Raw genomic sequence first — 12,341 nt, 5'->3', positions numbered from 1 at the left:
AGGATGAATCACGACGGATCGAAGGAGAGGGTGGGTTCCCTTGTTTTATAATCATGTTGTCCGTCTCCTCTCCGAGCGGGGCGTCACCCTAGAGGATATCTCTGACATCGCTTATGAACTGCAACGTCCCTATCATAAACAGTTGGAGAAAAAACAGTGTCGGGATAGTGTTGAACAGGTATTGAAAAAGCGGGAAGTTCAACATGCCCTCATAACCGGAATCGCCTTGGATAGTTTGGCGGAGAGGAAGTGTTTGCCCGTACCCTTGCAACGGATGATGGAGGTGGACGAACCCCTTTACGGATTGGATGAAATTCTGGCCCTTTCCATTACCAATGTTTACGGCACCATCGGGCTGACTAGTTTTGGCTATCTGGACAAAACCAAACTGGGCGTTATCCGTCGGTTAAACAACCACAGTGGTCGGATTCATGTTTTCCTGGACGATCTCGTGGCCGGTGTCGCCGCCGCCGCTTCTGCGCGGATCGCCCATGAAAAACCAGACATGGAGCGATACCGAGCCGACCTTGCTCTCCATGAGGATGGGCCGGTGGAGAAGTCCATTGAATCAAAGGAATAGGAAAGACCTCGGGGAATTCTGTTGCTCCCGAGGTCTTTTGGTATCCATCAATGGGACAGGGTTTCCGGATGGCGGATTAAAATGTGTAAATCCGATCTAAAAACTAGGGAAAAAGGGTTGACTTCCCGCCTGTGAGGCACTAAACTAAATAGCAACACTTATCCAGAGAGGCGGAGGGATCTGGCCCTATGAAGCCCGGCAACCTGCATGGCCTGCAAGGCTGCAAGGTGCCAACTCCAGCAAAATGGGAACCATTTTGGAAGATAAGGTGATAGGATGAATAATTGCCTACCCAGTCTTTCCAAAATGGAAAGACTTTTTTTATGAAAAGGGGACGGTTCGGTGGCAAAAAAGGAATCGAGCGGTTTCGATACCATAGCGGAGCAAATCCGTCACATGCTGGACACGATGCAATACGGTTCGATTACGTTGGTGGTTCAGGACGGGAAAGTAATCCAGTTGGAAAAAAACGAAAAAATTCGAATCCGATAAAATAAAGGCGCTGACCAGACAAACTGGAGGCGGCCTGGCCCACTTGGGTTCAGGCCGTCTTTTTGGATATTGAACAAACTGGAGGAGGTGGTCCACTTGGGTGCCCGACTAACGTATGAGACCTGGGAAACCGTGGAGAAAAAGCCTGTTTTCCCTATCGGAGACCCGTTGAAAGGGAGCATGAGTGTTCTGAAGTGGGCCTTTGACCATTATGGAGAAGGCCTTGTCTACGCCTGTAGTTTTGGGGCGGAGGGGATGGTCCTTATCGATCTGATATCCCGGGTAAAACCAAATGCCAAAGTAGTTTTTCTCGATACGGATCTTCACTTCAAAGAGACATATGACGTGATTGAACAGGTGAAAAAGCGGTATCCCGATTTGCGTATTGACATGCTGGAACCGGATCTCACCCTGGAAGAACAGGCAAACCGCCATGGAGACGCCTTATGGGAACGGAATCCCAATCTGTGTTGTCACATTCGTAAGATTGTTCCCCTGGAACGGGCGCTTTCACAGGTGACGGCATGGATTTCCGGCCTTCGTCGGGATCAGTCCCCCACAAGGCGTTTCACCCAGTTCCTTAATCAAGATAGACGGTTTCAGGCAGTGAAGGTATGCCCGCTCATTCATTGGACCTGGGAGGATGTTTGGGATTACATCCGGGAGAAGGATCTTCCCTACAACCTCCTTCACGACCGCGGATATCCCAGCATCGGCTGCGACAAATGTACACGCCCGGTGGCCGAGGGAGAGGATTCCCGGGCAGGTAGGTGGACCGGTATTCAAAAGACGGAATGCGGTCTCCATGTTAATCCGTGACAAAGGTAAGGGGAAACCATGACGATCCTTTATGTTGGATACGCGGTAGCTTTCTTTTTCGCGATGAACATCGGAGCGAGCGGAGCGGCGGCCTCGATGGGTGTAGCTTACGGTGCCGGTGCCGTCAAGAGGCGTCTTGCCGCTTTGGCTTTGGCAGGTTTGGGGGTTTTTTTGGGAGCAGCCCTGGGCGGGGGAGAAGTAGCGAAGACGATCGGGTCAGGAATTATTCCCGGCTCGCTCATGACTATCAAGCTGGCTGTCATCATTCTATCAGCTGCCTGTCTCTCCCTGTTCATCGCCAACCTCCTCGGCATCCCCCTGTCCACGAGTGAAGTCACGGTTGGGGCGGTTGTAGGAGTGGGGGTGGCTTTCCAGGCGGTCTACCTATCCAAGCTGATTACCATCCTTCTCTTCTGGCTAGCGGTACCGGTGGTCGCTTTCCTGATGGCGTTGGTTGCTGGTTGGTTGATCCACTGGATACAGCGGCGCTTCCCCAGGCTTCGGGAGCGGAAGGTGCAACGATGGCTGGCCTTTCTTCTCTTATTCGCCGGTTTTATGGAAGCTTTCTCTGCCGGCATGAACAATGTGGCTAACGCCGTCGGTCCCCTTGTCGGGGCCAACCTCCTCTCTGTCTCCGACGGCATTTTCTACGGCGGTTTCTTCGTCGCCCTCGGGGCAATTCTTCTCGGAGGCAAGGTGTTGGAGACGAATGGGAAGAAGATCACCAATCTTTCCCTTCTGGAGGGAACCGCTGTTTCCGGAACGGGAGCAGGACTCGTGATCGGGGCATCGATGCTTGGAATTCCGGTGCCCCTCACCCAGATCACCACGTCGGCCATTATCGGGATCGGCACAGCTAAAAACGGATTTTCCCTTTGGCAAAAAAACGTGATCGCGCAGATGTTGAAAGTGTGGCTCGTCTCGCCGGTATTTTCCCTGGTTATCGCTTACGGGCTGGTGAAAGGGCTGGTTAACGTCGATCTCTGGTCCGTCATCGTTCTTACCAGTGTTTTTCTAGCAACGGCAGGCTCTATCAGTCTGATGCGGACGGTACGAGAAGAAAAGAGGTCCCTGCACGAGCACGGGGGCGGAATTTAATTTCTAATCCGAGTAAACAGATAAGAAAAGCTGGAAGGAGAGGAATGGCATGAGCACGAGTCTACCCCATGGAGGACGGTTGATCACCCGCTGGGAGCCGAATCGTTCCGTTACTGACCTCAAGCATGAGGTGGAGTTGGACGGAGTTTCTCTGAGCGACCTGGAGCTGATCGGAATCGGGGCTTACAGCCCGTTGACCGGTTTTTTGAATCGGGAGGATTATCTATCTGTCGTCCACCATATGCGCTTGGCGGACGGTCTTCCCTGGAGCATCCCGATCACCCTTCCCGTCTCTCGGGAGAAGGCGGATTCTCTCACTCTCGGTGAAGAAGTGAAACTGGTGAAGGACGGTACTGTATACGGAGTGCTGAAATTGGAGGAGAAATATGTCCCGGATAAGACGGTGGAAGCGGAGCATGTCTACCGGACCGCGGATTTTGCTCACCCCGGGGTGAAGAAGCTTTTTGACCGGCCGGATGTCTACCTCGCTGGGCCGATCACCTTGGTGAATCGACCGGAAAAGTCATTTGCCGGCTATCATTTGGATCCTTCTGCGACACGGGAAGAATTCAAACGCCGGGGTTGGAAGACGGTCGTCGGATTCCAGACGCGAAATCCGGTTCACCGGGCCCATGAATACATTCAGAAGACTGCCCTGGAGACCGTGGATGGGCTTTTCCTCAATCCCCTAGTCGGTGAAACCAAATCCGATGACATTCCGGCTGATGTTCGGATGGAAAGTTATGAAGTGCTCCTTGACAAGTATTACCCCGCTGACCGAGTCTTCCTGGCTGTCTTCCCTGCGGCTATGCGTTACGCGGGCCCCCGGGAGGCCGTCTTCCACGCTCTGGTTCGGAAGAACTATGGTTGCACCCACTTTATCGTTGGTAGGGATCACGCGGGGGTGGGGAATTATTACGGCACCTATGATGCCCAGAAGATTTTCTCCGAATTTGAAGCGGGAGAACTGGGAATCAACACGCTCTTTTTTGAACATTCCTTTTACTGCAAGAAGTGCGGGAACATGGGAACCGCCAAAACCTGTCCTCACGACAAGGAAGATCACGTGGCTCTCTCCGGAACCAAAGTCCGAGAGATGCTGCGGAACGGTGAACGGCCGCCGGCCACCTTCAGCCGCCCGGAAGTGGCTGACGTTCTGATCAAAGGGATGCAGAAAACTCCGGTCACCACCGGTTGAGGAGGATCCGCCATGAATACCAACATTACCTGGCATCATACCACTGTCACCAAAGAAGACCGGCGGAGGCTCAACGGCCATTCCAGCGCAGTCCTCTGGTTTACCGGCCTCTCCGGCTCCGGCAAGTCAACCTTGGCCAACGCCGTCGATCGGGGACTCCACGATCTTGGCAATCGGAGTTATGTCCTTGACGGGGATAACATCCGCCATGGCTTGAACCAGGGACTCGGGTTTTCTCCGGAAGACCGGAAAGAGAATATCCGCCGGATCGGGGAGGTGTCCAAGCTCTTTGTCGACAGCGGACAATTTGCTTTGACTGCGTTTATCTCCCCTTATCGTGAGGACCGGGATAACGTGCGGGCTCTCCTGGACAAAGGAGAATTTATCGAGATTTATGTGAAGTGTTCCCTGGATGAGTGCGAACGGAGAGATCCGAAAGGACTCTATGGAAAAGCACGACGGGGCGAGATTCCGGAGTTTACGGGGATTAGTTCCCCCTATGAAGAACCGGCTAACCCAGAGCTCACCATTCCGACAGATGAATGGACTATCGAAGAATCGGTGCAGAGGGTGATTGATTTTCTCCGGCAGAACGGACACGTTTAACATAGGAAGGGAGAGATGGAGATGGCTTACGTCAAGCATTGGGTAAATGACGAAAAGTTGAATGAGACGGAGAAAGATAAGCTGAAATTTGACGGTTTGGAAATTTTTAAGGAGATCCCCCTCTATGCCGAGGGAGGCTTCGACTCGATTCCTAAAGAAAAATGGGCCATGTTCAAATGGGCCGGGCTTTATCTGCAGAAACCCAAAGAAGATGGTTATTTCATGATGCGGGTCTGTGTCCCATCCGGGATTCTCGATTATGACCAAGCAGTTACGCTGGCTGGGATTGCCCGGGATTATGGGAGAGGGATTTTCGATGTCACCACACGGCAGGCGGTCCAGTTCCATTGGTTACGGATTGAGGAGATCCCCGACATCCTGAACCGGCTGGAACAAGTGGGACTCTCCACTGCTGGAGCCTGTGGGGATATCACAAGAAACATTATGGGGAATCCCCTCGCCGGGATCGATCCTCATGAATTGATTGACACCCGCCCGATTGTAAAAGAGGTGTTTGAGTACTTCCAGTTTAATCAGGACTTCTCCAACCTTCCCCGGAAGTACAAAATGTCCATTAGTGCCAATATCCACAACGCCGCCCACGCGGAGATCAACTGTGTCTCCTTCGTTCCGGCGACCAAGGAGATCGATGGTGAAGAGGTGACTGGGTTCCATGTGAAAGTAGGGGGCGGCCTCTCTGCGCGGCCTTATCTCGCCGAAAAGCTGAATGTGTTTATCCGTCCGGAACAGGTGAAAGAGGTGGCGGTGGCACTCACCACCATTTTTCGGGATTTCGGCTACCGGGCAAAACGCACCCGAGCACGACTTAAGTTCCTGATGGCGGATTGGGGTCCGGAGAAGTTTAGGGAGAAACTCTTGGAGTATACGGGCCCTCTTCCGGAGGCAGGCATCGATCAAGTACAGAAATGGAATGCCGGTTATTTCTATGGGGTCCATCCTCAAAAACAAGAGGGGACCAAATATATCGGATTAAATGTCCCTGTGGGACGCCTCTCTGCCGATGAAGTCTTTGAGCTAGCTCGTATTTCCAAAGAATACGGGAAGGGTGAAATTCGCAACTGTAACTCCCAAAATATCATTATCCCTCACATCCCCGACGAAAAAGTGGAGGATTTGTTGAAGGAGAAAGTTTTTGAGCGGATTTCCACCCAACCGGAAAATTTCCTTGGTTACGCGGTTTCCTGCACCGGGATCGAGTACTGCAATCTCGCCTTAACGGAGACCAAGGAACGGATGCGTGTATTGGCCGAGTATCTGGATCGAGAGGTGACCGTCGATGCACCGGTCCGTATCCACATGACCGGCTGCCCCAATTCTTGCGGTCAGCGGCAAATTGCTGATCTCGGTCTGCAGGGAATCAAGATGAAATCCAAAGAGAAAAACGCCCTAGTGGAAGCTTTTGAGATTTACGTAGGGGGAACCCTCGATGGGGGCGGCAAATTCAACGAAAAACTAAAAGGGAAGATTGACGCCGAGTATCTGCCCGAGGTAGTGAAGGCTTTACTGCTTGATTTCAAAGAACGGAAACAGCAAGGGGAATCCTTTTACGACTTTGTCGGACGTGTCGGAACAGAGGACTTGCAGGAGACCCTGAATAGTATCTTGGAACGGGTTCTTCCTAAGGTAGCGTCCTGAAAGGAGGGTCGTTCGTGTACCTTTATCGCTTCGAGGTTATTGTGAAAGAGGAAGTGATCCATGTGGTGATCGCTGCCAAAGACGATGAGGAGGCTTTCCGTCTCGTTGACGTGGAACTGGAAAAATACTTTTTGAAAATGCCGGAGGTGGATGACACCTCCTTATACGAGAAAAAGCGGATTGGTCAAGGGGGCGGGTTCGTCCTCTATGAACAAGAAACGGTTCTAGAAGGGTAAGATCGATTTCGGGAAGGGAAAAGACCTACGGGAGGGTGCTGCCAATATGGGAAAAGTTTATCTGGTGGGAGGGGGTCCTGGTGACCCGGAACTGATCACCCTGAAAGGGGTGCGTGCGATCCGGGAAGCAGACGTGATCCTATATGACCGGCTGATCAACAACGAGCTGTTGAATCACGCTCGACCGGGTGCTGATCTCATCTATTGCGGCAAACTTCCCGATTACCACACCATGAAGCAGGAGACGATCAACAAATTTCTGATCAAACACGCAGCTTCAGGTAAGGTCGTTACCCGACTCAAAGGGGGAGATCCCTTTGTCTTCGGCCGGGGTGGTGAAGAGGCTCAGGCTTTGGCCAAAAACGGGATTCCTTTTGAGGTAGTTCCGGGGATTACCTCGGGTATTGCCGCTCCCGCTTACGCTGGTATCCCCGTTACCCATCGCGAATACGGGTCCACCTTTGCCTTCGTCACGGGCCATCGAAAAGAAGGGGAAGACGAGGAATTGAAGTGGGAGAGCCTGGCCAAAGGGATCGATACACTCGCTATCTATATGGGAGTGAAAAACCTCCCCTATATCCAGGAACGTCTCCTTTCTCACGGCAAGTCCCCTAAAACTCCTGTCGCCCTTGTTCAGTGGGGAACTACCGGCGAACAGCGGACGGTGACAGGAACGTTGAATACGATTGCGGAGGAGGCCCTGCGTCACGAAGTGACAAACCCCACCTTGATCGTGGTTGGAGAGGTCGTTCGGCTGCGGGAGAAAATTGCCTGGTTTGAGAAGTTGGGCAGCGACCAGAGGGATGGACTCGTGGCGGAAACAGCAGGGGTTTACTAGAACAGATAGCGAAAAAAACGAATCATTAGTGGATGGCTTTTGAGACCCGGTTTAAACCGGGTCTCTGGTGTATCATTAGGCGTAGATGGGTTGAGTGAAGGGAAAGGAGGAGACATATGTCATTGATCCCCTTAGTGATCGATTTAGAATCACAACCGGCCCTCGTTGTTGGAGGGGGAAAAGTTGCCTTGCGAAGGGTGAGAACGCTGCTGGAAGCGGGAGCGAAGGTCACTCTCGTCGCTCCGGAGGCGTCCACCGAGCTGATACGCTTAGCAGGAGCGAAGCAGATTGCCTGGCGGAAAAAGATCTTCGCATCCGATGACCTTGGAGAAGCGTGGGTAGTGGTGGCTGCTACCGATGACCCGGAGGTGAACCGTTTTGTCGCTGAAGCCGCCGGTCCTCGCCGCCTCGTGAATGTCGCCGACCAGCCGGAGCTGGGCAACTTCCGCGTTCCCGTCCGCCTCCAACGCGGTCGCCTGATTTTCTCCGTTTCCACTGGCGGGGCTAGCCCGATCCTGGCGAGGAAAATCCGCGACGATCTGGCCGAGCAGTATGATCAAAGCTGGGAAGAGAAGCTGGACCGTCTCTACGAGGAGCGAAGGCAAATGAAGGCGAGTGGATGGAGCCAGGCAGAGAGAAAAGAGCGGCTTCGACGGCTTGTTGAGGAATTAATTACAGACATGTGAAAGGTGTGGTCTTCTCTTCCATTCCAAAAATCTGGTGAATTCCCTTCTCCGGTACACTCCCTTTGCGGTATCATGGAAGGAATAAAACCGCCTCTAGCACCCGGGAAGGGAGGTATCAGGATGGGTGAGAAAGATCGGCTGGCCGATAAGGAAGCAAAACGGAAAAAGGAAGAGAAGTGGGTATTGTGGACCTTGGTTGTGTGTGCCATGACCTTTGCAGGTCTTGTAGTGGGAAGTGCGGTAATTTTTACGACATAAGAACCCGAGCGTGGACGGGGGAAGCAACCCCCTATTTTTAAATATTCAAACTTGTATGCGGTGCCGCTAGACTTTGAGGTCTGTGGTCTCGGAAACTTCCATCCGGAGGCCGCTATTCACCGGAGGAAGACGGGGGCGGAAAATGCCTATGGGCCGCGATATGTTGGGCTTAATCGGGGGTTTCGCCTTTCTTTTCCCGGCAGGACCGTTTTGATATAATCATTCATATGATCATGGGTCTAACCACCGCGCAAAGGTAATTAAAGGAGTGAAAGGTTTGTCCTCTTTGCGAGAAGAATCGTTGAAGCTACACCGTGAACAACAGGGAAAACTGACCGTACGGTCCAAAGTGGCCGTGAATAATGCGAAGGATTTGTCTTTGGCATACTCTCCCGGTGTGGCTGAACCCTGCAAGGAGATCCATACCGATCCGGACAAAGTATACGACTACACCATGAAAGGGAATCTAGTGGCAGTCGTATCCGACGGGACGGCCGTGCTCGGGCTGGGAAATATCGGCCCGCATGCTGCAATGCCGGTGATGGAGGGGAAGTCGCTCCTATTCAAAGCCTTTGCCGGGGTGGATTCCTTCCCGCTATGCGTCGACACCAACGAGGTGGATAAGATCGTAGAGACGGTGAAGCTCTTGGCCCCCACCTTTGGGGGTGTGAATCTGGAGGATATTGCGGCTCCCAAGTGCTTTCTGATCGAAGAACGGTTGAAAAAGGAAGTAGATATCCCCGTTTTTCACGATGACCAGCATGGGACGGCGATTGTTACCATGGCGGGCCTGATCAATGCATTAAAGGTTGTAGGCAAGCGCTTTGATGAGATTAAGGTGGTGGCCAACGGCGCGGGAGCTGCAGGTATCGCCATCATCAAGCTGCTCCTCTCCCTCGGTGTCAACGATATAATCATGTGTGACAGTAAAGGCATGATCTACGAGGGGCGACCGGAGGGGATGAACAGCGTGAAAGAGCATATCGCTAAGCTGACCAATCGGCGCGGATCCCAGGGGAGCCTAGCTGATGCGATGAAAGATGCCGATGTCTTTGTCGGTGTTTCCGTTGCGGGGGCTGTTACCCAGGAGATGGTCCGTTCCATGAATAAAAACCCGATCATTTTCGCCATGGCAAACCCGGAACCTGAGATCATGCCAGATAAGGCTTATGAAGCAGGTGCCAAAGTGGTGGGGACCGGGAGGTCGGATTTTCCGAACCAAGTAAACAATGTCCTTGCCTTTCCAGGGATTTTTCGTGGAGCTCTCGATGTAAGAGCCCGGGGAATCAACGAGGAGATGAAAGTGGCAGCGGCCTATGCTATTGCAGGTTTAATTAAAGAGGAAGAACTTTCAGCTGACTATGTCATCCCTGCCCCCTTCAACCCGGAGGTAGCGCCCCGAGTGGCGGCGGATGTTGCCCGGGCGGCGATGGAAACGGGACAGGCCCGAATTCAGGTGGATCCGTCTGAGATAGCAGCACGGACACGCCGTCTGACTGCGATCGACCGGTAAGGAATTTCCAAGGAACTATCCGGAAGACCGGGTGCCATCCAAAGAGGAAGGGACGGTTCGCCTGAAAGCGACGAATGTCATAAACAGATTCCCGGTGGCGCGGGAGGTGAGTACCGCCCGCAATTGATTTGAACAGTCCGGAAAGCCTCGTGCCCTTGGGGCTTGCGTTGCAGTTACCTTTCAATCTATGCTATGATGACTCCGGTGAAGGGCGGCTACCTGGGACCGAAGGAGGAGTTAAAAGCATGTGGACGGTGATCTACATCTCTCCCAACCAGAAAATAGCCGAGCGTATCCGGGAAAAGCTGGCCGGCGAAGGTTTCCTGGTTAAAGTCCGCCCGATGCGAATGAAGAATGGGCAGTATGAAATCCTGGTACCCCAGGGTGAACTGAGGGAAGTTCAGGAAGTGCTAGGCTCCATTTTGTGACAGGGATGCCAGCAAGGATGAGGTGTTTTCCGTGTTAAAGGACTTATTCCGAAAACAGAAGAAATACGCGACAATCCCTTCCGAACATGCGAAGAAGGATATCCCAGAGGGGATTATGCAAAAATGCCCCCGCTGCGGGGCGATCAGCTACACGAAAGAGCTGGAGAAGAATCTAAAGGTGTGTAAAAATTGCCAGCATCACTTTTCGATGTCCGCCCCGGAACGGATCAAGGTGACGGTGGATGAGGGGCGCTTTTTTGAATTTGATGTTGATCTTCTGTCCGAAGATCCTCTCTCCTTTCCCAACTACCAACAGAAAGTAAAGCAGGATATGGAGAAAACCCAACTGAACGAAGCAGTTGTGACTGGTGAAGGAACAATCGGGGGCTATCCGGCGGTGGTCGGAGTGATGGATTCCCGTTTTCGCATGGGCAGCATGGGCTCCGTCGTCGGCGAAAAAATCGCCCGCGCTGCCATGCGAGCTGCTACGAAGAAGTATCCTTTCATCCTCTTTTCTGCTTCTGGGGGAGCTCGGATGCAGGAGGGAGTTCTCTCTCTTATGCAGATGGCTAAAACGAGTGCTGCTTTGGAACGGATGCACCGGGAGCGTGTTCTCTTTGTCTCCATCCTGACAAACCCGACCACCGGCGGGGTGTCCGCTAGTTTTTCCTCTCTCGGCGACATCAATCTCGCCGAACCGGAAGCTCTAATCGGGTTTGCCGGACGCCGGGTGATTGAGCAGACGGTTCGCCAAAAGTTGCCTGAGGACTTTCAAACCGCGGAATTTCTCCTGAAGCATGGTCAGTTGGATGAGGTCGTACACCGCGGAGAGATGCGCGAGACGCTCATTCGGATTCTTGACCTGCATTCGGGAAAGGGGGAGAACCATGAATAACGGTCAACTCCCTTTTGAACGCCCTCTGGTGGAGTTGCGGGGGAAAATTACCGAACTGGAGAAGTTTACGCAGGAAAAATCGATCGATCTCTCGGTGGAGATCCAGACGCTGGAGGAAAAGGCCCGCCGATTGGAGGAGGAAATCTACGGCAATTTGACCACCTGGCAGAAGGTGCAGATCGCCCGTCATCCTTCCCGCCCGACCTCCCTGGATTATATCCGCCACATTTTCACTGATTTCATCGAACTGCACGGTGACCGCCTCTACGGAGATGATCCCGCCATTGTAGGCGGGATCGCTAAGTTGGACGGACGGCCAGTGACGGTGATCGGCCACGAACGGGGCAAGGATACCAAAGATAAAATCGCCCGTAACTTTGGCCTTCCGCATCCCGAAGGATATCGGAAAGCCCTTCGTCTGATGCAGCAAGCGGATAAATTCGGTCGGCCCATCATCTGTTTTGTGGATACGCAGGGTGCTCACCCTGGCGTGGAGGCGGAGGAGAGAGGCCAGAGCGAGGCTATCGCTCGGAATCTCCGGGAAATGGCGGGTTTCCGCGTTCCGATTGTTTGTATCGTGACGGGTGAAGGCGGAAGCGGCGGCGCTTTAGCGATCAGTGTCGGCAATCGGCTCTTGATGCTGGAGCATGCCTATTACTCCGTTATCTCTCCCGAAGGGGCAGCGGCCATTTTGTGGCGAGACGCTACTAAAGCGCAGGAAGCGGCAGAAGCCTTAAAAATAACGGCACAGGACCTGCACTCCCTCGGTGTGATCGATTCGATTATCTCCGAACCAAAAGGAGGCGCACATAAAGATCCAGCCGTCCAGGCAAACTCCATAAAGAAAGCCATCTCCGAAGCAATTGCGCCTTTGCTGGAGATGGAGGGAGATGAGCTGGTTTTGGACCGGCACGAAAAATTTGAGAAAATCGGAAAGTATACTACCGTGGGTTAAGAATCCAGCCACGGTTTCTCTTTTTGTCCCATAGGGACAAAAAATGTCCCGCGTGGTAGTGGAACCATTTTACTCTTTTCTTG

The 12,341-nt window shown here is 52.9% G+C and carries 15 protein-coding genes and 1 riboswitch; all 15 genes read left to right on the top strand.

Annotation, left to right across the window (positions count from 1 at the left end):
- The first annotated feature begins 40 nt into the window (after window positions 1-40).
- The 15 genes from ACFOUO_RS03030 (at window position 41) to ACFOUO_RS02960 (ending at window position 12,258) form a co-directional block, all read left to right on the top strand.
- Window positions 41-580 (top strand): phosphatidylglycerophosphatase A family protein, encoded by a 540-nt coding sequence (locus ACFOUO_RS03030; protein ID WP_380702022.1) that lies wholly within the window; start codon window positions 41-43, stop codon window positions 578-580.
- 155 nt (window positions 581-735) lie between these two features.
- A riboswitch (SAM riboswitch) is annotated at window positions 736-850 on the top strand.
- A 105-nt stretch (window positions 851-955) separates the two neighbouring features.
- Entirely contained in the window at window positions 956-1,072 is a 117-nt protein-coding gene (locus tag ACFOUO_RS03025; RefSeq protein WP_380703225.1) for a YezD family protein, read from the top strand.
- Between the two features lie 96 nt (window positions 1,073-1,168).
- Window positions 1,169-1,891, top strand: coding sequence for a phosphoadenylyl-sulfate reductase (locus ACFOUO_RS03020; protein WP_380702020.1), 723 nt, complete (start codon window positions 1,169-1,171; stop codon window positions 1,889-1,891).
- 18 nt (window positions 1,892-1,909) lie between these two features.
- Window positions 1,910-2,989, top strand: coding sequence for an inorganic phosphate transporter (locus ACFOUO_RS03015; protein WP_380702018.1), 1,080 nt, complete (start codon window positions 1,910-1,912; stop codon window positions 2,987-2,989).
- A gap of 49 nt (window positions 2,990-3,038) precedes the next feature.
- Window positions 3,039-4,187, top strand: coding sequence for a sulfate adenylyltransferase (sat, locus tag ACFOUO_RS03010; protein ID WP_380702016.1), 1,149 nt, complete (start codon window positions 3,039-3,041; stop codon window positions 4,185-4,187).
- 12 nt (window positions 4,188-4,199) lie between these two features.
- Complete coding sequence (cysC, locus tag ACFOUO_RS03005) at window positions 4,200-4,793, top strand: adenylyl-sulfate kinase (RefSeq protein WP_380702014.1); 594 nt, start codon at window positions 4,200-4,202, stop codon at window positions 4,791-4,793.
- 21 nt (window positions 4,794-4,814) lie between these two features.
- A complete protein-coding gene (locus tag ACFOUO_RS03000; protein ID WP_380702012.1) occupies window positions 4,815-6,449 on the top strand; it encodes a nitrite/sulfite reductase in 1,635 nt (544 codons plus the stop codon).
- A 14-nt stretch (window positions 6,450-6,463) separates the two neighbouring features.
- Window positions 6,464-6,685: a DUF3906 family protein gene (locus tag ACFOUO_RS02995; RefSeq protein ID WP_380702010.1), complete on the top strand. Its 222-nt coding sequence runs from the start codon at window positions 6,464-6,466 to the stop codon at window positions 6,683-6,685.
- 46 nt (window positions 6,686-6,731) lie between these two features.
- Entirely contained in the window at window positions 6,732-7,523 is a 792-nt protein-coding gene (gene cobA / locus ACFOUO_RS02990; protein WP_380702008.1) for a uroporphyrinogen-III C-methyltransferase, read from the top strand.
- Between the two features lie 116 nt (window positions 7,524-7,639).
- Window positions 7,640-8,209 (top strand): precorrin-2 dehydrogenase/sirohydrochlorin ferrochelatase family protein, encoded by a 570-nt coding sequence (locus ACFOUO_RS02985; protein ID WP_380702006.1) that lies wholly within the window; start codon window positions 7,640-7,642, stop codon window positions 8,207-8,209.
- A 120-nt stretch (window positions 8,210-8,329) separates the two neighbouring features.
- On the top strand, window positions 8,330-8,467 hold the full coding sequence (locus ACFOUO_RS02980; RefSeq protein ID WP_380702004.1) for a hypothetical protein: 138 nt from the start codon (window positions 8,330-8,332) through the stop codon (window positions 8,465-8,467).
- Window positions 8,468-8,744: 277 nt separating this feature from the next.
- Window positions 8,745-9,980, top strand: coding sequence for an NAD(P)-dependent malic enzyme (locus ACFOUO_RS02975; protein WP_380702002.1), 1,236 nt, complete (start codon window positions 8,745-8,747; stop codon window positions 9,978-9,980).
- 245 nt (window positions 9,981-10,225) lie between these two features.
- A complete protein-coding gene (locus ACFOUO_RS02970; RefSeq protein ID WP_380702000.1) occupies window positions 10,226-10,408 on the top strand; it encodes a glutamate decarboxylase in 183 nt (60 codons plus the stop codon).
- Window positions 10,409-10,439: 31 nt separating this feature from the next.
- Window positions 10,440-11,303: an acetyl-CoA carboxylase, carboxyltransferase subunit beta gene (gene accD / locus ACFOUO_RS02965; RefSeq protein ID WP_380701998.1), complete on the top strand. Its 864-nt coding sequence runs from the start codon at window positions 10,440-10,442 to the stop codon at window positions 11,301-11,303.
- Entirely contained in the window at window positions 11,296-12,258 is a 963-nt protein-coding gene (locus ACFOUO_RS02960) for an acetyl-CoA carboxylase carboxyltransferase subunit alpha (protein ID WP_380701996.1), read from the top strand. Before accD ends, ACFOUO_RS02960 begins: the two co-directional genes overlap by 8 nt.
- Window positions 12,259-12,341 lie beyond the last annotated feature (83 nt).

Origin of the sequence: Salinithrix halophila (assembly GCF_042650125.1) — a bacterium.
Taxonomy (GTDB): Bacteria; Bacillota; Bacilli; order Thermoactinomycetales; family DSM-45169; genus Salinithrix; species Salinithrix halophila.
This window is presented reverse-complemented; position numbering and strand designations above follow the sequence as displayed.

What these genes read in the sequence shown, in the direction of transcription:
- ACFOUO_RS02980 (WP_380702004.1), top strand. Translation starts at nt 8,330, where the DNA reads ATGGGTGAGAAAGATCGGCTGGCCGATAAGGAAGCAAAACGGAAAAAG.
- ACFOUO_RS02970 (WP_380702000.1), top strand. Translation starts at nt 10,226, where the DNA reads ATGTGGACGGTGATCTACATCTCTCCCAACCAGAAAATAGCCGAGCGT.
- cysC (WP_380702014.1), top strand. Translation starts at nt 4,200, where the DNA reads ATGAATACCAACATTACCTGGCATCATACCACTGTCACCAAAGAAGAC.
- ACFOUO_RS02985 (WP_380702006.1), top strand. Translation starts at nt 7,640, where the DNA reads ATGTCATTGATCCCCTTAGTGATCGATTTAGAATCACAACCGGCCCTC.
- sat (WP_380702016.1), top strand. Translation starts at nt 3,039, where the DNA reads ATGAGCACGAGTCTACCCCATGGAGGACGGTTGATCACCCGCTGGGAG.
- cobA (WP_380702008.1), top strand. Translation starts at nt 6,732, where the DNA reads ATGGGAAAAGTTTATCTGGTGGGAGGGGGTCCTGGTGACCCGGAACTG.
- ACFOUO_RS02960 (WP_380701996.1), top strand. Translation starts at nt 11,296, where the DNA reads ATGAATAACGGTCAACTCCCTTTTGAACGCCCTCTGGTGGAGTTGCGG.
- ACFOUO_RS03000 (WP_380702012.1), top strand. Translation starts at nt 4,815, where the DNA reads ATGGCTTACGTCAAGCATTGGGTAAATGACGAAAAGTTGAATGAGACG.
- ACFOUO_RS03015 (WP_380702018.1), top strand. Translation starts at nt 1,910, where the DNA reads ATGACGATCCTTTATGTTGGATACGCGGTAGCTTTCTTTTTCGCGATG.